Raw genomic sequence first — 18,868 nt, 5'->3', positions numbered from 1 at the left:
CGCCGGGTGGGCCGGCGGGCGTGTGCCGGCGGGCCGTCCGGGAGCGGGGGAAGCCGGCCGTCCGCCGGGCTGGAGAGGCCCTCCTACGCGGGGCGGGGCCTGTGCGGCGGACACCGGGCGGGGGCTGAGTGGCGGACGCCGTGCTGCGGACGCCGTGCCGCGGGTACCGGGCGGGGCCGCGCGGCGGGGCGGGTGCTCCGCGGGCGGCGGTGGCGGGGAGGCCGTCCGCCGCGCGCGGTGCGGCCGGCTCAGTAGCCCAGCTGCTTGGGGTTCTCGGGCTGCTCCAGCGGGGGCAGCTCCGGCAGCGCGTCCCAGGGGACCTGGCGGGTGCGCAGGTCGGTCCTGATCCGTTCGGCGAGCTTCCTGGTGTCGCGGCGGTTCATCACGGCACCGACGGTGGCGCCGACCATGAAGGGGAGCAGGTTCGGCAGGTTGCGCACGGTGCGCTTCATGATCTGCTGGCGCAGTTCGCGCTTCATGCGACCGCCGAGGGCGGCGTTGACGGTGGTGGGCTTGGTGACGTCGATGCCCCGCTCCTCCGTCCAGGCGGTCAGGTAGGCCGTGGAGCGTTCCTTGAGGCCGCCCGGCGGCCGCTGGCCGTAGACCTCGTGGAGTTCGGCGATCAGCTTCAGCTCGATCGCGGCCACGCCGGTGACCTCCGCGGCCAGCTCGGCCGGCATCGCGGGCGGCACGGGCAGCATGGCGGCGGCGCCGACTCCGGCGCCGACGGTCGCGGTGGCGTTCGCCGCGCCGGCGACGAGCTTGTCGGCGAGCTGCTCCGGGCCGAGGCCGGGGAACTGCCGGCGCAGGGCGGCCAGGTCCCGGACGGCGATGCGCGGCGCCGTCTCGATGATGCGGTCGGCCACGTAGGCCAGACCGGCTCGGGCGCCCGCGCCGCTCTTGCGCACGCCGCGCCGGACGGCGTCCAGACCGCGGGAGCGGGCTGTCGGCCGGTCGGCCCGGTCGGGTGCGGCGCCGTGCGCCGTGGGTTCGAGCGAGGCCCCAGGGCCCCGCTCGTCGTCACGCGCGCCGGGGGAGGACAGGGCGGGGTGCTCGGCGGACGCCCCGTGGGCGCCCTGTGCCGGGCCGATGCCGCCCTCGTGGGCCTCCGGCTTCCCGAGGAGCCGGAAGCGCCTCTTCCTGGACGGGGTGTCGCCTGCCACGTCCGACCGGTCCTCAGTCGCAGTCTCGGCAGATCGGCTGACCGTTCTTCTCCTTGGCCAGCTGGCTGCGGTGGTGCACGAGGAAGCAGCTCATGCAGGTGAACTCGTCCGCCTGCTTCGGCAGGACGCGGACGGCGAGCTCCTCGTTGGAGAGGTCGGCACCCGGCAGCTCCAGGCCCTCGGCGGCCTCGAACTCGTCGACGTCGACCGCGGAGGTCGACTTGTCGTTCCGCCGGGCCTTCAGCTCCTCGAGACTGTCCTGGTCGACGTCGTCATCGGTCTTGCGTGGGGTGTCGTAGTCCGTAGCCATGTCACTCTCCCCCTCTGGGTGTTTGCGGTGTCTCCAGCGCACGTAACGCGTGAGAGGCCGGACTTGTGCCCGACCTGAGGCGGAGATTTTGCCTCACATCAAGGTCTGTTACTCAATCGACACCCAACCGGGGCCCTCTCGGGTGATCGGGTTTGGGTGGCGAACGGGACCGTACACGGTCGGGGTCGCGTGCTTCACACGCACCACCCCGTGTACTTCCCGTGATCCGACCCCCGGGAAACCCGGACTTTTCCCGGGTTTCCAGGGCCAATTACCATCACGGAGCGTAAGTGTCCGGACGAAGACCGCTGTGATCGATCACACAGTGGACCCGCGCGGACAGCCTCGCGAAATTCCGCTGAGAGCGAACAGACGGAGCCCGTCGATCCGGCTCGTCACTGCGGCAGAGTGACGCGCATCACGAGACCACCGCCTTCCCGCGGCTCCGCCGTGACGCGGCCGCCGTGGGCGCGCGCCACGGAGCGGACGATCGACAGCCCCAGCCCGACGCCCCGGTCGCTCCCGGTCCGCTCCTCGCGGAGCCGCCGGAACGGCTCGAAGAGGTTGTCGATCTCGTACGCCGGCACCACCGGCCCGGTGTTCGACACCACCAGCACCGCCCGGCCCTGCTCGACGCCGGTCGTGACCTCCACCCAGCCGTCCTCCGGCACGTTGTACCGGACGGCGTTCTGCACCAGGTTCAGGGCGACGCGCTCCAGCAGCACCCCGTTGCCCTGGACGACCACCGGGGCGCGCTCACCGCGGATCTCCACGCCCTTCGCCTCGGCCTCGCCCCGGACCTGGTCGATGGCGCGGGAGGCGACCTCGGCGACGTCCACGGGCTTGCGCTCCACGATCTGGTTCTCGCTCCGGGCGAGCAGCAGCAGCCCCTCCACGAGCTGCTCGCTGCGCTCGTTGGTGGCGAGCAGCGCCTTGCCGAGCTCCCGCATCTCGACGGGGGCGGCCGGGTCGGAGAGGTGGACCTCCAGCAGCGTCCGGTTGATCGCCAGCGGCGTGCGCAGCTCGTGCGAGGCATTGGCCACGAAGCGCTGCTGCGCGGTGAAGGCCCGCTCCAGCCGGTCCAGCATGTCGTCGAAGGTGTCGGCGAGCTCCTTGAGCTCGTCGTCGGGGCCGGCCATCTTGATCCGGCGGCTCAGGTCCGAACCGGCCACCTGGCGGGCGGTGCGGGTGATGCGGCCCAGGGGGGACAGCACGCGGCCCGCCATCGCGTAACCGAAGGCGAAGGCGATGATGCTGAGGCCCAGCAGCGCGAAGAGCGAGCGGCGCAGCAGCTCGTCCTGGGCGAGGTCGCGCTGGTGCTGGAGGCAGGCGGCCATGGCGTCGTTGAACTGGTCGGGCGTCACCCCCTCCACGGGCAGCCTGCACCAGTCGAAGTTCGGTTCGACCTCGCCCTTCAGCAGCTTGAACGGCAGGTCGTCCGTGCTGATCGACAGGGCCTGCCGGGTGAGCAGGTAGATGATCGACAGCAGCAGGACGCCGGCGATGAGGAACATCCCGCCGTAGAGCAGGGTGAGGCGTATGCGGATGGTGGGGCGCAGCAGGGGGCGCGCCGGGATCCGCGGGTCCCAGGTGGGTTTGGGGGGCGCCTGTGGCGGTGTGGGGGTGCCGGTCACGGGGGTCAGATCCGGTAGCCGGAGCCGGGCACGGTGATGATCACCGGGGGCTCGCCGAGCTTGCGGCGCAGGGTCATGACGGTGACCCGCACGACGTTGGTGAACGGGTCGGTGTTCTCGTCCCAGGCCTTCTCCAGCAGCTGCTCGGCGGAGACCACGGCCCCCTCGCTGCGCATGAGCACCTCCAGTACCGCGAACTCCTTCGGGGCCAGCTGGATCTCCCGGCCGTCGCGGAAGACCTCGCGGCGGTTCGGGTCCAGCTTGATGCCGGCCCGCTCCAGCACCGGCGGCAGCGGCACGGTCGTACGCCGGCCCAGCGCGCGCACCCGGGCGATGAGCTCGCTGAACGCGAAGGGCTTGGGCAGGTAGTCGTCGGCGCCGAGCTCCAGCCCCTCGACGCGGTCGCTGACGTCGCCGGACGCGGTGAGCATCAGCACGCGGGTCGGCATGCCGAGCTCGACGACCTTGCGGCAGACGTCGTCGCCGTGGACGAGGGGCAGGTCGCGGTCCAGGACGACGACGTCGTAGTCGTTGACGCCGATCCGCTCCAGGGCGGCGGCCCCGTCGTACGCGACGTCGACGGCCATGGCCTCCCGGCGCAGTCCGGTGGCCACCGCATCGGCGAGCAGTTGCTCGTCCTCGACGACGAGTACGCGCACGGCGCTGTTCCTTCCTCCGAGCCCGGATCCGGGCAGATCTACGACACCGCGGGACGGACGGTGTCCCGCTCATCCTGCCCCTTACGCGCGTAAACCGGCTGTAAGGCGGCCGGGCGGGCGGTCCCGGCCGGGGGGCTCGGGGCGGACGCATTCGCGACAGGCGCGATTCTTTGAGGTTTCCCTGAGGTTTCCTCTGGGGAGGACGACTGCACACCCGAGATCACGCCCCGTACGCGGTGCACCACGGGCCGCTCTGTCCCCCAGAGGCGCTGCGCGTGATCCGACCCACCCCCGGCACGCCCCGTGCCACCGACCCATGACGAGGGGGCGCATCATGGACGCTTTCACCGCAGGACTCCTCCAGCGCATAAGGGCCACGCAGAGCGATCTGACGCGGGCACGGGAGACCGGAGACGACTTCCTGGCCGACGTCGAGCAGGCGGAGCTGGACGACCTCCACCGGCTGGCGGAGGAGCACGGCGTCAAGGTCTCCCTGCTGACCGCCTGACGTCCGGACGCGTACGCGCGTCCGCCATCGGCCCGCCGAAGGCCCCGGTGTCCCGGACACCGGGGCCTTCGGCACGTCCGGCCCACCCCGCGGGGCGGGAAGGCGCCGGGCCGGGCCGGGCGCGCGTCAGTCGTGCCAGGCGCCCAGGTCCTCCAGCAGGGCCTGCAACGGGGCGAAGACGCCGGGGCTCGCGGCCACGGTGAGGTCGTCGTCCGCGGGCGAGCCGGGGCGTCCGCCGGTGAGGGCGCCCGCCTCGCGCGCGAGGAGCACCCCGGCGGCGCGGTCCCAGGGGCGCAGCCCGCGCTCGTAGTAGCCGTCCAGCCGGCCGGCGGCGACGTCGGCCAGGTCGACGGCGGCGGAGCCGCCCCGGCGGATGTCCCGGAGCAGCGGGACCAGCCGGCCGGCCACCTCCGCCTGGTGGGCGCGGACCTCGGCGACGTAGTTGAAACCGGTCGACACCAGGGCCTGGTCCAGCGGCGGGGCGGGGCGGCAGCTCAGCCGCCGCTCCCCCAGGTGGGCGCCGCGACCGCGCACGGCGTGGAACGTCTCGCCCCGCATGGGGACCTCGACGACGCCGACGAGCGCCTCGCCGTCGCGCTCGGCCGCGATGGACACCGCCCACGTGGGCAGGCCGTAGAGGTAGTTCACGGTGCCGTCCAGCGGGTCGACGACCCACCGGATACCGCTGGTGCCCTCGGCGGCGCCACCCTCCTCGCCGAGCAGGCCGTCCTGCGGCCGGCGCTCGGCGAGGTACCCCGTGATCAGCTTCTCGGCGGCGATGTCCATCTCGGTGACCACGTCGATGGGGCTCGACTTCGTGGCGGCGACGCCGAGGTCGGCCGGGCGCCCGTCACGCAGCAGCGCGCCGGCCCTGCGGGCCGCCTCCAGGGCGGCGTCCAGCAGCTCGTCCAGCAGCGGGTCGTCGGCCGCCCGGTGCGGCAGCGGGTCAGTCACGGGGCCTCCTCAGGCGTAGGGGCTGTCGGCGCCGGCCGCGGCGGGCCGCCCGGCGCGGGCGGGGCAGCAACCGACCGGGCACAGGTCGTGCGAGGGTCCCAGGGCGCCCAGGGCGCACCGCTGCGGGGCGGCGCCCCGCTCGGCGGCCGCGCGCTCCAGCAGCAGCTCGCGGACGGCCGCGGCGAAGCGCGGGTCGGCCCCGACGGTGGCGGAGCGGCGGACGGGCAGGCCCAGCTCGGCGGCCTTGGCCATCGCCTCGGTGTCGAGGTCGTACAGGACCTCCATGTGGTCGGAGACGAAGCCGATGGGGACCAGCACGACGGCAGGGGCGCCCTCGCCGTGCAGCGCCTCCAGGTGGTCGCAGATGTCGGGCTCCAGCCACGGGATGTGCGGGGCGCCGCTGCGCGACTGGTAGACGAGCTCCCAGGGGTGGTCGACGCCGGTGCGCTCCCGCACCGCCCCGGCGATCAGCCGGGCGACGTCCAGGTGCTGGGCGACGTACGCGCCGCCCTCGCCGTGGCTCCCGACCGGACCGGAGGTGTCCGCGGCGGACTCGGGGATGGAGTGCGTGGTGAAGGCGAGGTGGGCGCCCGCGCGGACGGCGTCGTCCAGCTCGGCGAGGGAGGCGAGGACGCCTTCGACCATCGGCTCGACGAAGCCCGGGTGGTTGAAGTAGTGCCGCAGCTTGTCGACCTTCGGCAGCGGCAGGCCCTCGGCCTCCAGGGCGGCGAGGGCGTCCGCGAGGTTCTCGCGGTACTGCCGGCAGCCGGAGTACGAGGCGTAGGCGCTGGTGGCGAGGACGGCGATGCGGCGGTGTCCGTCGCGGACCATCTCCCGCAGCGTGTCCGTCAGGTACGGCGCCCAGTTGCGGTTGCCCCAGTGGACGGGCAGGTCGACGCCGGCGGTGGCGAGGTCCTCGCGGATCGCCGCCAGCAGGGCCCGGCACTGGTCGTTGATGGGGCTGACTCCACCGAAGAGGAAGTAGTGCTGCCCGACCTCCTTCAGCCGCTCCGTGGGGATGCCCCGGCCCCGCGTCACGTTCTCCAGGAAGGGCACGACGTCGTCGGGCCCCTCCGGGCCGCCGAAGGAGAGCAGCAGCAGGGCGTCGTACGGGGCTGGGTCTCGCTGGTCGGACACACGCTGATCGGACATGGTTCCGATCCTGCCACCCGGCACCGACAGCCGGAAAACCGCCGTGCGTCACCACTCTTTCGGCCGTAATCTGTGAAGGCTGTACCGACGCCTCACCCCGCCCGGTCCGCAGGCGCCGACCGCGGCCCGCCCCGCACCACCCCCGGAGAACCCCCTTGGCCAGTCCCTATCGTGCGCTCTTCGCCGCCCCCGGCACCCTGGGGTTCTCCGCGGCCGGCCTCCTCGGGCGCATGCCGCTGGCCATGATGGGCGTCGGCGTCCTCACGATGATCACGGAGCTCACGGGGCGGTACGGGCTCGCCGGGCTGCTGACCGGGACGCTGGCCCTCTCCGCCGCGGTGCTGGGCCCGCAGGTGTCCCGGTTGGTCGACCGCTACGGGCAGCGTCGGGTGCTGCGGCCGGCGACGCTCGTCTCGGTCGTGGCGGCCGGCGCGCTGCTGGTGTGCGCCGAGAAGGGGCTGCCGGACTGGACGCTGTTCGTGTGCACGGCGGGCGCGGGGTGCGTGCCGAGCCTCGGCGCGATGACGCGTGCCCGGTGGGCGGAGATCCTCCGCGGCCGGCCGCAGGAGCTGCACACGGCGTACTCGCTGGAGTCGATCGTCGACGAGGTCTGCTTCATCGTGGGCCCGCCGCTGTCGATCGGCCTGTCGACGATGTGGTTCCCCGCGGCGGGCCCGCTGCTCTCCGGGGTCTTCCTGCTGGTCGGCGTCTGGTGGCTGACCGCGCAGCGGGCGACGGAACCGGCGCCGCACCCGGTCGGGACGCACGCCGGCGCCCGGACCAGCGCGCTGCGCTCCCCCGGCCTGCAGGTCCTCGTCGTCGCGTTCGTCGCGACCGGGGCGATCTTCGGCGGGGTCGACGTGGTGACGGTGGCGTTCGCCGAGGAACAGGGCCACAAGACGGCGTCGAGCCTGGTGCTGGCGGTGTACGCGGGCGGTTCGTGCCTCGCGGGGGCCGTCTTCGGGACGCTGCGGCTGAAGGGCGCCCCCGCACGCCGCTGGCTCCTGGGCGTCTGCGCCATGTCCGTGAGTATGATCCCCCTCCAACTGGCCGGGAACCTTCCGTTGCTGGCCGTCGCGCTCTTCGTCGCGGGCCTCGCCATCGCACCGACGATGGTGACCACCATGGCCCTGGTGGAGGCGCACGTACCGCGCGGCAAGCTCACCGAGGGCATGACCTGGACAGGGACCGGGCTGGCGGTGGGCGTGGCGCTGGGCACGTCGACCTCCGGCTGGGTGGTCGCCGAGCACGGGGCCTCCGCGGGGTACGCGGTGCCCGGTGTGGCGGGGGTGCTGGCGGCCGTGGTGGCGTTCCTGGGGTACCGCCGGCTGAGCAGGCCGGTGCCGACGCGGGAGGGGCAGCGTGAGCAGCAGGACCCGGAACAGTCCGATCGGCTTGAGCGGTTGGAGCGGTCGGAGCGGTAGCGGCGGGATGAGCCGGCTCGGCCGGCGCCCGGCGGACGGCACCTGGCGGAACTGGGCGGGGAACGTCTCGGTCCGTCCGGCGCGGGAGGCCCGGCCGGCCTCGGTGGACGAGCTCGCCGAGGCGATCAGGAACGCCGCCGACGACGGCCTGCGGGTCAAGACCGTCGGCACGGGCCACTCCTTCACCTCCATAGCGGCGACGGACGGGTTGCTGATCCGGCCCGACCTGCTCACCGGCATCCGACACGTCGACCGCTCCGCGATGACGGTGACCGTGGAGTCGGGCACGCCGCTGAAGCGACTGAACGCCGCCCTGGCCCGCGAGGGCCTGTCCCTGACGAACATGGGCGACATCACGGAGCAGACGGTCGCGGGCGCGATCAGCACCGGGACGCACGGCACGGGCCGCGACTCGGGCTCCGTCGCTGCACAGGTCCGCGGGCTGGAGCTGGTGACGGCGGACGGGCGGGTGCTGACCTGCTCGGCGGAGGACGAGCCGGAGGTGTTCGCGGCGGCCCGGATCGGCCTGGGCGCCCTGGGCGTGGTGTCGGCGGTCACCCTGGCGGTGGAGCCGCTGTTCCTGCTCACCGCGCGCGAGGAGCCGATGTCCTTCGACCGGGTCACCGCGGAGTTCGAGGCACTGCACGCCGAGAACGAGCACTTCGAGTTCTACTGGTTCCCCCACACGGAGAACTGCAGCACCAAGCGCAACAACCGCAGTCACGGTCCGGCCGCCCCGCTCGGTCCGCTGAGCGGTTGGTTCGAGGACGAGTTCCTCTCCAACGGCCTCTTCCAGGTGGCCAGTTCCTTCGGCCGGGCGCTGCCCGCGGCCGTCCCGTCGATCGCCCGGGTCTCCAGCCGGGCGCTGTCGGCGCGGACGTACACCGACATCCCGTACAAGGTCTTCACCAGTCCGCGCCGGGTGCGCTTCATGGAGATGGAGTACGCCCTCCCGCGGGAGGCGGCGGTCGCGGCGCTGCGCGAACTCAAGGCGATGCTGGACCGCTCGCCGCTGCGGGTCGGGTTCCCCGTGGAGGTCCGGACGGCGCCGGCCGACGACATCACGCTCTCCACGGCGTCGGGCCGGGACACCGCCTACATCGCGGTGCACATGTACCGCGGGGCGCCTTACCGGGCGTACTTCACGGCGGCCGAGCGGATCATGACGGCGCACGGCGGCCGGCCGCACTGGGGCAAGGTGCACACGCGGGACGCCGAGTACCTGGCCGAGGCGTACCCCCGGTTCGGCGAGTTCACGGCGCTGCGCGACCGGCTGGATCCCGACCGTCTCTTCGGCAACGCCTACCTCCGGCGGGTGCTGGGTGACTGACGCCTCGTCCGCCGCCGCCCACGGGAGGCGCGCTTAGTTCCCTTTCAGCCGTTTTCCACCCACGGGAACCCGCCCAGCGGGCCGTGTCGGAGGGTCAACTACCGGACGCCCGGAGAACTTCGGCGGCGCGCCGGTCCACTGACATGGCCCGAATGGAGTACTGTGGCCAACCCTGGGCATCGGTCCCTTACGGGTGTCCGGGATCAACGGGAGGGGCCGGAAATGGCACTCGATCCGGCGGCGCCGCGACACCGCACGGAAGCCTGCGACGAGGGGTGACCGATCGGTCACGCTGGGTTGCAGAATAGGCTACCGTGCCAGAACGGCGTTCGAGGGCCCATGCCCGACACGCCGGGCAACTCGGCAAGGTTGTGGCAGGCTGCACCCGGGCAGGCCACACTCGACTAGCGGAAGCAGCGACGCACGTGACGTCGGCAGGCACCACCCGGGAGGTCCCCATGCCCGAACTGCGTGTCGTGGCCGTCTCCAACGACGGCACACGACTGGTGCTGAAGGCTGCTGACAGCACGGAGTACACGCTTCCGATCGACGAACGGCTGCGCGCCGCCGTCCGCAACGACCGCCCCCGGCTCGGCCAGATCGAGATCGAGGTGGAGAGCCATCTCCGCCCCCGGGACATCCAGGCGCGGATACGAGCCGGTGCCTCCGCCGAGGAGGTCGCCCAGCTCGCCGGCATCCCGGTCGAGCGGGTGCGCCGGTTCGAGGGCCCCGTGCTCGCGGAGCGCGCCTTCATGGCGGAGCGGGCCCGCAAGACCCCCGTCCGCCGCCCCGGTGAGAACGCCGGTCCCCAGCTCGGCGAGGCCGTGCAGGAGCGGCTGCTGCTGCGCGGCGCCGAGAAGGACACCGCGGCCTGGGACTCCTGGCGCCGCGACGACGGCACCTGGGAGGTGCTGCTCGTCTACCGGGTCGCCGGCGAGGTGCACACCGCCAGCTGGACGTACGACCCGCCGCGGCGGCTGGTGCAGGCCGTCGACGACGAGGCGCGCGCCCTCATCGGCGAGACCGACGACGCCGTGGCCGTCCCCGAGCCGAGCTTCCCCTTCGTCCCCCGCATCGCGCGGCTGCCGCGCGAGCGGACCCTGGACCGGCCCGCGGCGCCCGCGCCGAGCGCCGAACCGGCGGAGGAGTCCGAACGCGACTCGCTGACCAGCCTGCTGGAGGCCGTACCGAGCTTCCGGGGCGACATGGTCGTCCCCGACCGTCCCACCGGTTCGGACGCCGCGGCGTCCGAGGACGACACGGAGCCGGACGCCGAGGAGCCGCCGGCGCCCGCCGCGTCGGCCGGCGCCGGGTCGGCGTACGCGGACGTGCTGATGCCGCGTTCGGTGAGCGGCCACCGCGACCGGTTGGTCGGCACGACCGACCGCCAGGCCGAGGCGGACGGGGTCCGCCCCGGTCGCCGGGCGGCCGTCCCCAGCTGGGACGAGATCGTCTTCGGCACGCGCCGCAAGAAGCAGGAGTAGCGACCGGCGGCACACCCGGGGCGTGGCCGTGGCCCGGCCACGCCGCCCGGTCGTCCGCCGCGCTCGTCCACCCCCTCGGCGCCCGGTCTCGTCAGCCCGGTCGGCGCCTGTGCTCGTCAGCCCCGGTCGTCCCCGGTCTCGTCAGCCCCGGTCGGCGCCCGTGGCGACCGGCCTCGACGGGTCGCGCGACCACTCGGACCACGAGCCGGCGTACAGCGCCGCCTTGATCCCGGCGACCTCCATGGCCAGCACCTCGTGGGCCGCGGAGACGCCCGAGCCGCAGTACACGCCCACCTCGGGCGTGTCGAGCGCGCCCAGCTCCTTGAAGCGCGCCGCCAGCGCCTCCGCGGGCAGGAAGCGGCCGTCCGGCGCGACGTTGCCGGTCGTCGGGGCCGACACCGCGCCCGGGACGTGCCCGGCCACGGGGTCGATCGGCTCGACCTCGCCCCGGTACCGCTCCCCCGCGCGGGCGTCCAGCAGCAGTCCGGACCGGGCCACGGCGGCGGCGGCGTCCGCGTCCAGCAGCGGCAGCCCGCCCGGTACCGGGGTGAAGTCGCCCGGCGCCGGTCGCGGGACTTCCAGGGACAGTTCGCCCCGCCACGCGGCCAGACCGCCGTCCAGGACCCGGACGTCGGGGTGGCCCGCCCAGCGCAGCAGCCACCAGGCGCGGGCCGCCGCCCAGCCCTGGCCGCCGTCGTACGCGACCACGGGCGCCTCGGCACGGACGCCCGCCGCACGCATCGCCGCCCCGAAGGCCGCGAGGTCCGGCAGGGGGTGGCGGCCACGGGGACCGGGAGCGCCGGCCAGTTCCGCGTCGAGGTCCACGTACACGGCGCCGGGGAGGTGACCGGCCTCGTACGCGGGGCGTCCGGGAGGGCCGCCGAGCTCCCAGCGGACGTCGAGCAGGACGGGGGCCCCGCCGGGGCCCGGTGCCGCCAGCTCGGCCGCGAGCTCCGCCGCGGAGACCAGGGGGTTCGAGTCGGTGCTTGCGTTGGGCTTCATACGTGCCATCCTCGCGCAGACACGGGCCGCGCCGGGACGTCCCCAAGCGGATGGGTCACGGAAATCCGGGCATCCTCCTGCGGGATCGCGCCAAACCGCGGCGCGCCCCGGGCGCACCGTCCGGCCTGCGGTGCGAGCATCTGACGAGGCGTGAAGCCGCAGGGCACGGGCGGTCCGCGCCCCGTCCCCCCGTACGGCCACGACGATGGTCCGAGGAGAGTGTGACGATGACCGAGGCGACTCGGCGCGAGCCGGGTACACCCTGTTGGGTGAGCTTGATGGTGCACGGCCTTGACGCGACACAGAGGTTCTACGGGGAGCTCTTCGGCTGGGAGTTCCGCCCCGGTCCTCGGCAGCTCGGCCCGTACGTGCGCGCCCTGCTCGACGGGCTGGAGGTCGCCGGCCTCGGCCGGCTGCCCGCCGACCGCCATCTGCCGGTCTCCTGGACCACGTACCTGGCGACCCGCGACGCCCGCGACGCCGCCGAATCGATCCGCTGTGCGGGCGGGACGGTCGCCGTCGGGCCGATCGACGCGGGCGAGGCCGGGCGGATCGTGATCTGCTCCGACCCGTCGGGCGCCGTCTTCGGAGTCTGGCAGGCCGCCGCGCACCTGGGGACCGCCGTGCGGGGCGTGCCCGGCGCGCCGGTCTGGAACGAGCTGCTGACCCACGACACGGAGTCGGTCGCGAAGTTCTACCGGACGGTCTTCGGCTGCGAGCTGGATCCGCTGGTCCCGGCCGACACGGACCTCGTGACGCTCCGCGCGGGCGGGCAGCCCGTCGCGGGGTTGCGCGGGATGGGCAGCGCCCTGCCGCGCGACCGCGGCGCGCACTGGATGACCTGGTTCGAGGTGGCGGACCCGGACGCCGCCGCCCGGCGTGTCGAGGAGCTGGGCGGGCGGGTGCTGCGCCCGCCGGGCGACGCCCCGGAGGGGCGGCACGCGGTGGTGGCGGACCCGGAGGGGGCCGTGTTCACGATCGTGCGGTCGGCCGGGGTCTGACCTGCCCGGTAGCGGCCGCCGGCGGCGCCGCTACCGCTGGGAGGCGGGTACGCGCGCCGGGCGGACCGGCTGCGGGGCACGTACGTACCGCACGCGCTCGGGCGGCCGGCCGGACGTGCCGCACCGGCCCCGTAGAACGTACCGCCCGCACACCGTCGGGCGGTACGCGGGACGGGCCCCGGCCCGCGGACGTCAGGCGGGCTGGACGCGGTCGGTGGGCCGGGGCTGCCGGGCGCGCTCGGCGGGCCCGGCCGGTTCGACGGGGAGGACGTCCGGGGAGAGCGCGGCGGCATGGGCGCTCGCGGCCGTCATGCGGCGGCGGTGGTGGCGCCGGCACAGCACCTCGTACCCGACCTGGTCCCCGGCGTTGACGTCGCCCACGACGACCTGCGCGCCCTCGACGACCATCACGCCGCCGACGGTGCGGGCGTTGTGCGTGGCCCGCGCCCCGCACCAGCACAGCGCCTCCACCTGCAGCACCTCGACCCGGTCCGCGAGCTCCACGAGCCGCTGCGAGCCGGGGAAGAGCTTGGAGCGGAAGTCGGTGGTGATGCCGAACGCGAAGACGTCCAGCTCCAGGTCGTCGACGACCCGCGCGAGCTGGTCGATCTGCTCCGGGGCGAGGAACTGCGCCTCGTCCGCGATGACGTAGTCGCAGCGGCCGCCGCGCGACAGGTGGTCGACGAGGTAGGCGTAGAAGTCGAACTCCTCGGCGGCCTCGACGGCCTCCGTGACCAGGCCGAGGCGGGAGGAGAGCTTGCCCGCCCCCGCGCGGTCGTTCCGGGTGAAGATCATGCCCTGGAGGCCGCGCGCGGACCGGTTGTGCTCGATCTGCAGAGCCAGGGTGCTCTTTCCGCAGTCCATCGTTCCGGAGAAGAACACCAGCTCGGGCATGGGGAGGCGACGACCTTTCGGGTCCACGGGAGGAAGCGGGGGCGGGGAGCGCGCGGCGGTTACGGGCGCACTTCGAGCAGCGGGACGAGCTGTTCGGCGGCGGTCATGGAGCCGTGCATGCCGGCCATCGCCGACTCGTGCGGCTCCTCGATGGAGGCCGTCAGGGCCACGTCGTCATGGGCGGCCGCGACGACGTCGCCGATCCGGCCGTGGACCCGCTCGTCGATGTGCGGCCCGAACCAGCCGGCCTCCACCGCCTCGTCGCGGCCGGCGACCCAGAAGCGGTCGCCGAGCACCTCGCGCCAGCAGGCGAGGACGTCGGACGCGGCGCCGGGCACCGCGTACACGTGGCGGGCGCGGCCCTCGCCGCCGAGGAGGGCGACGCCGGCGCGCAGCTCCCAGTCCTCGTCGAAGTCGATCCGCGACTCCTCGTCGAAGGGGATGTCCACCATGCCGTGGTCGGCCGTGACGTAGAGCACGGAGCGCGGCGGGAGCTGTTCGGCGAGCCGCTGGACGAGCTGGTCGGCGTGCATCAGCTGCCCGCGCCAGGCGTCCGAGTCGACGCCGAAGCGGTGCCCCGCGCCGTCCACCTCGCTGTAGTACGTGTAGAGCAGCGCGCGGTCGGCGGCGGCGAGCTGCCGGGCGGTGAAGTCCATGCGCTCCTCGCCGGAGAGCCGCCCGTGGAAGGTCCCGCCGCTGAGGGCGACCTTGGTGAGCGGTGTGTCCTGGAAGGCCGGGGACGACACCTGCGCCGTGTGGACGCCCGCCGCGTCGGCCAGCTGGAACACCGTGGGGTAGGGCTGCCAGACGTGCGGCGGCGTCCAGGGGCGCCAGCGCAGCTGGTTCATCAGCTGCCCGCTGTCCGGGTCGCGGACGGTGTACCCGGCGAGGCCGTGGGCTCCCGGGGGCAGTCCGGTGCCGACCGAGGCGAGGGAGGTCGCGGTGGTGGCGGGGAAGCCCGAGGTGAGGGGACGGCCCGTGCCGCCGCGCGAGGTGCCGAGGAGCGAGGTCAAGAACGGCGCCTCGGCGGGGTGCGCCCGCACCTGTTCCCAGCCGAGCCCGTCGATGAGGAAGACGCAGACCCGGTCGGCCGGCGTCAGCTCCGCGATGCGCGGTGCGAAGTCCGGCACACCGAGCCCGGCCGCCAGGGTCGGCAGCAGGTCGGCGAGCGAGCCGGTGCCGTACTCGGGTACGGGCGCGGTGTCGAGGGCCAGCGGTACCGGGTCGTCGGGCCAGGCGGAGGCCGTGGTGGCGGGCTGGACCATCAGCGGGTGGCCGCGGTGGCTTCGGACAGGGCCTGGGCGAAGTGCAACGCCTGGCGGACCGTCTCGGGGCCGTCGCCGGCCTCGCTGACGCGGAGGCTGAGGTCGTCTGCGGTGGAGCTGCCGGTGTAGCCGTGGTCGGCGTCGCAGTTCGCGTCGCCGCAGGCGGCGGGCTCCAGGTCGATGCGGGCGACGGCGCCCCAGCCGACCGTGAGGACCACCTCGCGGGGGAGGGAGCCGGGCGTGTACGCCTCGGGGTTCGCCACGACGCGGCTGACGACCACCGACGAGATCCGGTCGAGCTTGACGGACTCGGTGGACGTGGTCGCGTACGGCGTCGGGGAGCTGGTGTCGGCGTTCTGCTCGTCGGTGTGGCTCACGATGAAGCGCGTCGACGTGAGGACGAGGACGGTGACGTGGCGCCGCACCTCGTTCGCGTCGAAGGTGGTCTCCTGGTGGACGAGGTACGACGAGATCGGCTCGCCGCCGATGGCGGCCTCCACCGCCTCGGCCACGAGGGCCGGGTAGTAGCCGCTGCGCTCGATGGCCGCGCGCAGCCCCTGGGTCGTCGTACCGGTCTTCGCCATGGACTCCATCCTAAGGGGCGTACGGGCACCCGGTGACGGTCGCGGAGGCGTCCCCGCGAGGAGTGCCTAGTAGCTGGGGAGCCGGCGGGGGCCGATGTCGGTGCGGGCGGGTGGTGGGGCGAGCCGGACGGTCGCGCCGAGGACGGCGAGGCCGCGGGGGGCGACGACGACCGGTTCCAGGGCGACGGCGACCACCTCGGGGTGGTCGTCCACCAGCCGCGACACGCGCAGCAGCAGCTCCTCCAGGGCGGCGGTGTCGACGGGGGCGGAGCCGCGCCAGCCGAAGAGGAGCGGGGCGGTCCGGATGGAGCGGATCTGCTCGGCGACGTCGCGGTCGGTGGCCGGGACGAGACGGTGGGCGGTGTCCCCGAGGAGCTCGGAGGGGGCTCCGGCGAGGCCGAAGGAGAGCACGGCGCCGACGCCGGGGTCGATCGCGGCGCGCACGACGGTGTCCACGCCGCGCGGGACCATGGCCTGGACGACCGGCTGGAGCTCGGTGGGCTTGCCCAGGGCATCCGTCAGCTCGGTGTACGCGGCGCGCAGCTGCTCCTCGGTGGCGAGGTCCAGGCGTACGCCGCCGAGGTCGGGGCGGTGGCGCAGGTGCGGCGCGGTGGTCTTCAGCGCGACGGGGTAGCCGAGCCGGGCGGCGGCCCGCACGGCGGTGTCGGGGTCGGGCGCGGGGAGGGCGGGCCGCACGGCGATGCCGTAGCGGCCGAGCAGCCGGTGGGCGTCGTCCGGTGTGAGCGTGACACCCCGCTCTCCCGCCTCCGGCGTGTCCAGGAGGTCCTGGATCCGCGCGGCTGCCCCGGTCTCGTCGATCCCCTCGTACTCGGGGACCCGGCCGGGGTCGGCGACCTTGCGGCGCCACTCGGCGTACCGGACGGCTTCGGCGAGGGCGCGGACGGCGCGTTCGGCTGCGGGGTAGGCGGGGATGTGGCCGGGGGTGGCGGGAGGTGTGGTGCCGGTGGGCGGGGCGGCGGTGCCGGTGGGCGGGGTGGCGGTGGGCTGGGTGTGTGCCCGGGTGGCGGCGGGGGCCGGCGGGGTGGGTGGGGGCGTCGTGCCGGTGGGGTGTTCCGGGGCGGGGGCGGTGCTCGTGGCGGCGGCGAGGGCGTCCGCCAGCGCGCCCAGCTCCACGTGGACCACGACGACCGGCTTCGCCGGCGCCGCGGCGCGGGCCGCCCGCAGTGCCGCGGCCAGCACCTCCCCCTCGCCGGACGTGTCGATGCCGCCGTGCGGGCCGACCGACGGGATGGCGGTGACGACGACCGCGTCACAGGCGTCGTCGTGCAGCGCCGCGGCGAGCGCCGTACGGAAGTCGTCCGGGGTGGCCGCGGTGGTCAGGTCCCGGGGCGGCAGCGGCCGCAGCCCCTCGGTGAGGCAGGCGTCGTAGGTGAGGAGGCCGAGCGACTCCGAGTTGCCGAGGATCGCGACCCGCGGGCCCGCGGGAAGCGGCTGCCCGGCGAGGAGCAGCCCCGCGTCGACCAGTTCCGTGACGGTGTCGACGCGAATCACCCCGGCCTGCCGGAGCAGGGCCGACACCGTGGCGTGCGGGATGCGGGTGACGGGCACGGCGTGGCCGGGCGGCGCGCTGCCGCTGTGCCGGGCGCCCTTGACGACGACGACCGGCTTGACGGCGGCGGTCCGGCGGGCCAGCCGGGTGAACTTGCGCGGGTTGCCGATCGACTCCAGATAGAGCAGGACCACGTCGGTGTCGGGGTCCTCGTACCAGTACTGGAGGATGTCGTTGCCGGAGACGTCCGCCCGGTTGCCGGAGGAGACGAACGACGACACGCCGGCGCCGCGCCGGTGCAGCCCCGCGAGGAGCGCGATGCCGATCGCGCCCGACTGGGTGAACAGGCCGATGCGGCCGGCGGCCGGGAGCTGGGGGGCGAGGGAGGCGTTGAGCCGGGCGCCGTCCGCGGTGTTGATGACGCCGAAGGCGTTGGGGCCGATGACCCGCATGCCGTACGAGCGGGCCTGCCGTACCAGGGCGCGCTGGCGCTCCCGGCCCGCGGGGCCGCTCTCGGCGTAACCGGCGGAGAGGACGACCAGACCGCGCACGCCGTGCTCGCCGCAGTCGGCGACGGCCTCCGGGACCCGTTCGGCGGGCACGGCGACGACCGCGAGGTCGACCGGCTCGCCGATGTCGCGGACGGAGCGGTGCGCGGGGACGCCCTCCAGCGTGGCGGGCCCCTCGGGGAGGGCGCTGTTCACGGCGTACGCGCGACCGGTGAAGCCGGCACCGACGAGGTTGCGCAGGACGGTCCGGCCGACGCCGCCGGGGGTGCGGCCCGCGCCCACGACGGCGACCGAGCCGGGGGCGAGGAGGCGCTGCACGGACCGTGCCTCGGCGCGCTGCTCGCGGGCGCGCTGGACGGCGAGGGAGCGGTCGGTGGGCTCCAGGTCGAGGTGGAGGCGGACGGCGCCGTCCTCGAAGCTGCGCTTCTGGGTGTACCCGGCGTCCGTGAACACCTTGATCATTTTGGTGTTGGCGGGCAGGACCTCGGCGGCGAACCGGTGGATGCCGCGCTCGCGGGCGACGGCGGCGATGTGTTCGAGGAGGGCGGAGGCGACGCCCCGGCCCTGGTGCGCGTCCTGGACGAGGAAGGCGACCTCGGCGTCGGCGGCCGGAGCGGTGGCGGGGTGGCCGTGCTCGTCGATGCGGTCGTAGCGGACGGTCGCGATGAACTCGCCGCCGATCGTGGCGGCCAGCCCCACCCGGTCCACGTAGTCGTGGTGGGTGAAATGCCGCACGTCCTTGGCGGAGAGGCGGGGGTAGGGTGCGAAGAACCGGTAGTACTTCGACTCGTCCGAGACCTGCTCGTAGAAGCTGACCAGGCGTTCGGCGTCGTCCGTGGTGATCGGTCTGATCCGCGCGGTGCCGCCGTCGCGCAGCACCACGTCTGCTTCCCAGTGGTCTGGATAGGCGTGCGCCGACTGATCGGACGGGTTCAGCATGGGCCAAGGGTACGGCGCGCGGCGTGGTGCGGGAGGGGGTCGGCAGGCACGTCGAGCCGGGTTCCACCACTCTTCCGCATATGGGAGACTGGTCTAGACAACCACTAGCACGTGAAGGGCAACACCATGGCTGAGCGCCGCGTCAACGTGGGTTGGGCCGAGGGCCTGCACGCCCGCCCCGCCTCCATCTTCGTCCGTGCCGCCACGGCGTCGGGCGTCCCCGTGACGATCGCCAAGGCCGGCGGCACCCCGGTCAACGCCGCGTCGATGCTCGCCGTGCTGGGTCTCGGCGCGCAGGGCGGCGAGGAGGTCGTGCTCGCCTCCGACGCCGAGGGCGCGGACGCGGAGGCGGCGCTGGACCGCCTGGCGAAGCTGGTCGCCGAAGGCATGGAGGAGCTGCCCGAGACCGTCTGACGGTCCCCCGGCAGCACCACGGAACACGGAGCCGCACCCCCTGGTCGGGGGGTGCGGCTCTTCTCGTTGCCGGGGCGGGCGCGCGGGCAGCCGGAGGGGAATTCCCGGCGCGAGAGGGATTACCAGGGCGGA

17 protein-coding genes are annotated in these 18,868 nt (G+C 74.4%); 6 read left to right on the top strand and 11 right to left on the bottom strand.

Annotated elements, in window-relative coordinates:
• Positions 1-248: 248 nt before the first annotated feature.
• From NRO40_RS22705 to NRO40_RS22690, 4 genes are all read right to left on the bottom strand, one after another.
• On the bottom strand, positions 249-1,163 hold the full coding sequence (locus tag NRO40_RS22705) for a hypothetical protein (protein ID WP_058943821.1): 915 nt from the start codon (positions 1,161-1,163) through the stop codon (positions 249-251).
• Positions 1,164-1,176: 13 nt separating this feature from the next.
• Positions 1,177-1,473, bottom strand: coding sequence for a DUF4193 domain-containing protein (locus NRO40_RS22700; protein WP_058943822.1), 297 nt, complete (start codon positions 1,471-1,473; stop codon positions 1,177-1,179).
• A gap of 395 nt (positions 1,474-1,868) precedes the next feature.
• The gene (locus NRO40_RS22695; protein ID WP_058943823.1) at positions 1,869-3,107 is read right to left on the bottom strand and encodes a sensor histidine kinase; all 1,239 of its coding nucleotides are present in this window, start codon (positions 3,105-3,107) and stop codon (positions 1,869-1,871) included.
• A gap of 5 nt (positions 3,108-3,112) precedes the next feature.
• The gene (locus NRO40_RS22690) at positions 3,113-3,766 is read right to left on the bottom strand and encodes a response regulator transcription factor (protein WP_058943824.1); all 654 of its coding nucleotides are present in this window, start codon (positions 3,764-3,766) and stop codon (positions 3,113-3,115) included.
• Between the two features lie 334 nt (positions 3,767-4,100).
• On the opposite strand from NRO40_RS22690, the gene NRO40_RS22685 reads away from it, so the two are divergent.
• The gene (locus NRO40_RS22685; protein WP_198549417.1) at positions 4,101-4,274 is read left to right on the top strand and encodes a hypothetical protein; all 174 of its coding nucleotides are present in this window, start codon (positions 4,101-4,103) and stop codon (positions 4,272-4,274) included.
• 126 nt (positions 4,275-4,400) lie between these two features.
• Here NRO40_RS22685 and NRO40_RS22680 read toward each other — a convergent pair whose 3' ends face one another.
• The gene (locus NRO40_RS22680) at positions 4,401-5,228 is read right to left on the bottom strand and encodes an inositol monophosphatase family protein (RefSeq protein ID WP_058943826.1); all 828 of its coding nucleotides are present in this window, start codon (positions 5,226-5,228) and stop codon (positions 4,401-4,403) included.
• A gap of 9 nt (positions 5,229-5,237) precedes the next feature.
• Positions 5,238-6,365 carry a ferrochelatase gene (locus tag NRO40_RS22675; RefSeq protein WP_058943840.1) on the bottom strand — a complete coding sequence of 376 codons (1,128 nt, stop codon included), beginning with the start codon at positions 6,363-6,365 and terminating at the stop codon, positions 5,238-5,240.
• Between the two features lie 170 nt (positions 6,366-6,535).
• Between NRO40_RS22675 and NRO40_RS22670 the strand changes: the two genes are divergently transcribed.
• From NRO40_RS22670 to sepH, 3 genes are all read left to right on the top strand, one after another.
• The gene (locus tag NRO40_RS22670; RefSeq protein WP_058943827.1) at positions 6,536-7,804 is read left to right on the top strand and encodes an MFS transporter; all 1,269 of its coding nucleotides are present in this window, start codon (positions 6,536-6,538) and stop codon (positions 7,802-7,804) included.
• A gap of 7 nt (positions 7,805-7,811) precedes the next feature.
• Positions 7,812-9,134 carry a D-arabinono-1,4-lactone oxidase gene (locus tag NRO40_RS22665; RefSeq protein WP_058943828.1) on the top strand — a complete coding sequence of 441 codons (1,323 nt, stop codon included), beginning with the start codon at positions 7,812-7,814 and terminating at the stop codon, positions 9,132-9,134.
• Between the two features lie 425 nt (positions 9,135-9,559).
• Positions 9,560-10,618 carry a septation protein SepH gene (gene sepH, locus NRO40_RS22660; RefSeq protein ID WP_058943829.1) on the top strand — a complete coding sequence of 353 codons (1,059 nt, stop codon included), beginning with the start codon at positions 9,560-9,562 and terminating at the stop codon, positions 10,616-10,618.
• A 141-nt stretch (positions 10,619-10,759) separates the two neighbouring features.
• Here the strand turns inward: sepH and NRO40_RS22655 are convergent, their stop codons facing one another.
• Complete coding sequence (locus tag NRO40_RS22655) at positions 10,760-11,620, bottom strand: sulfurtransferase (RefSeq protein ID WP_257375484.1); 861 nt, start codon at positions 11,618-11,620, stop codon at positions 10,760-10,762.
• Positions 11,621-11,847: 227 nt separating this feature from the next.
• Here NRO40_RS22655 and NRO40_RS22650 point away from each other — a divergent pair, with 227 nt between their 5' ends.
• Entirely contained in the window at positions 11,848-12,621 is a 774-nt protein-coding gene (locus NRO40_RS22650) for a VOC family protein (protein WP_058943830.1), read from the top strand.
• A gap of 192 nt (positions 12,622-12,813) precedes the next feature.
• Here the strand turns inward: NRO40_RS22650 and NRO40_RS22645 are convergent, their stop codons facing one another.
• The 4 genes from NRO40_RS22645 to NRO40_RS22630 form a co-directional block, all read right to left on the bottom strand.
• Positions 12,814-13,515 carry a thymidine kinase gene (locus tag NRO40_RS22645; RefSeq protein WP_058943831.1) on the bottom strand — a complete coding sequence of 234 codons (702 nt, stop codon included), beginning with the start codon at positions 13,513-13,515 and terminating at the stop codon, positions 12,814-12,816.
• 59 nt (positions 13,516-13,574) lie between these two features.
• Positions 13,575-14,780, bottom strand: a complete 1,206-nt coding sequence (locus NRO40_RS22640) for an alkaline phosphatase family protein (protein ID WP_058943832.1) — start codon at positions 14,778-14,780, stop codon at positions 13,575-13,577.
• Entirely contained in the window at positions 14,780-15,364 is a 585-nt protein-coding gene (locus tag NRO40_RS22635) for a DUF5998 family protein (protein WP_058943833.1), read from the bottom strand. The genes NRO40_RS22640 and NRO40_RS22635 overlap by 1 nt, the downstream gene beginning before the upstream one ends.
• 66 nt (positions 15,365-15,430) lie before the next feature.
• The gene (locus tag NRO40_RS22630; protein ID WP_198549418.1) at positions 15,431-18,322 is read right to left on the bottom strand and encodes a bifunctional acetate--CoA ligase family protein/GNAT family N-acetyltransferase; all 2,892 of its coding nucleotides are present in this window, start codon (positions 18,320-18,322) and stop codon (positions 15,431-15,433) included.
• A gap of 126 nt (positions 18,323-18,448) precedes the next feature.
• On the opposite strand from NRO40_RS22630, the gene NRO40_RS22625 reads away from it, so the two are divergent.
• Complete coding sequence (locus tag NRO40_RS22625; RefSeq protein WP_058943841.1) at positions 18,449-18,736, top strand: HPr family phosphocarrier protein; 288 nt, start codon at positions 18,449-18,451, stop codon at positions 18,734-18,736.
• Positions 18,737-18,868 lie beyond the last annotated feature (132 nt).

This window comes from Streptomyces changanensis (assembly GCF_024600715.1).
In the GTDB taxonomy this organism is placed as follows: Bacteria; Actinomycetota; Actinomycetes; order Streptomycetales; family Streptomycetaceae; genus Streptomyces; species Streptomyces changanensis.
Note: the sequence above shows the minus strand (reverse complement) of the source record. Positions and strands in the feature narration are given on the sequence as shown.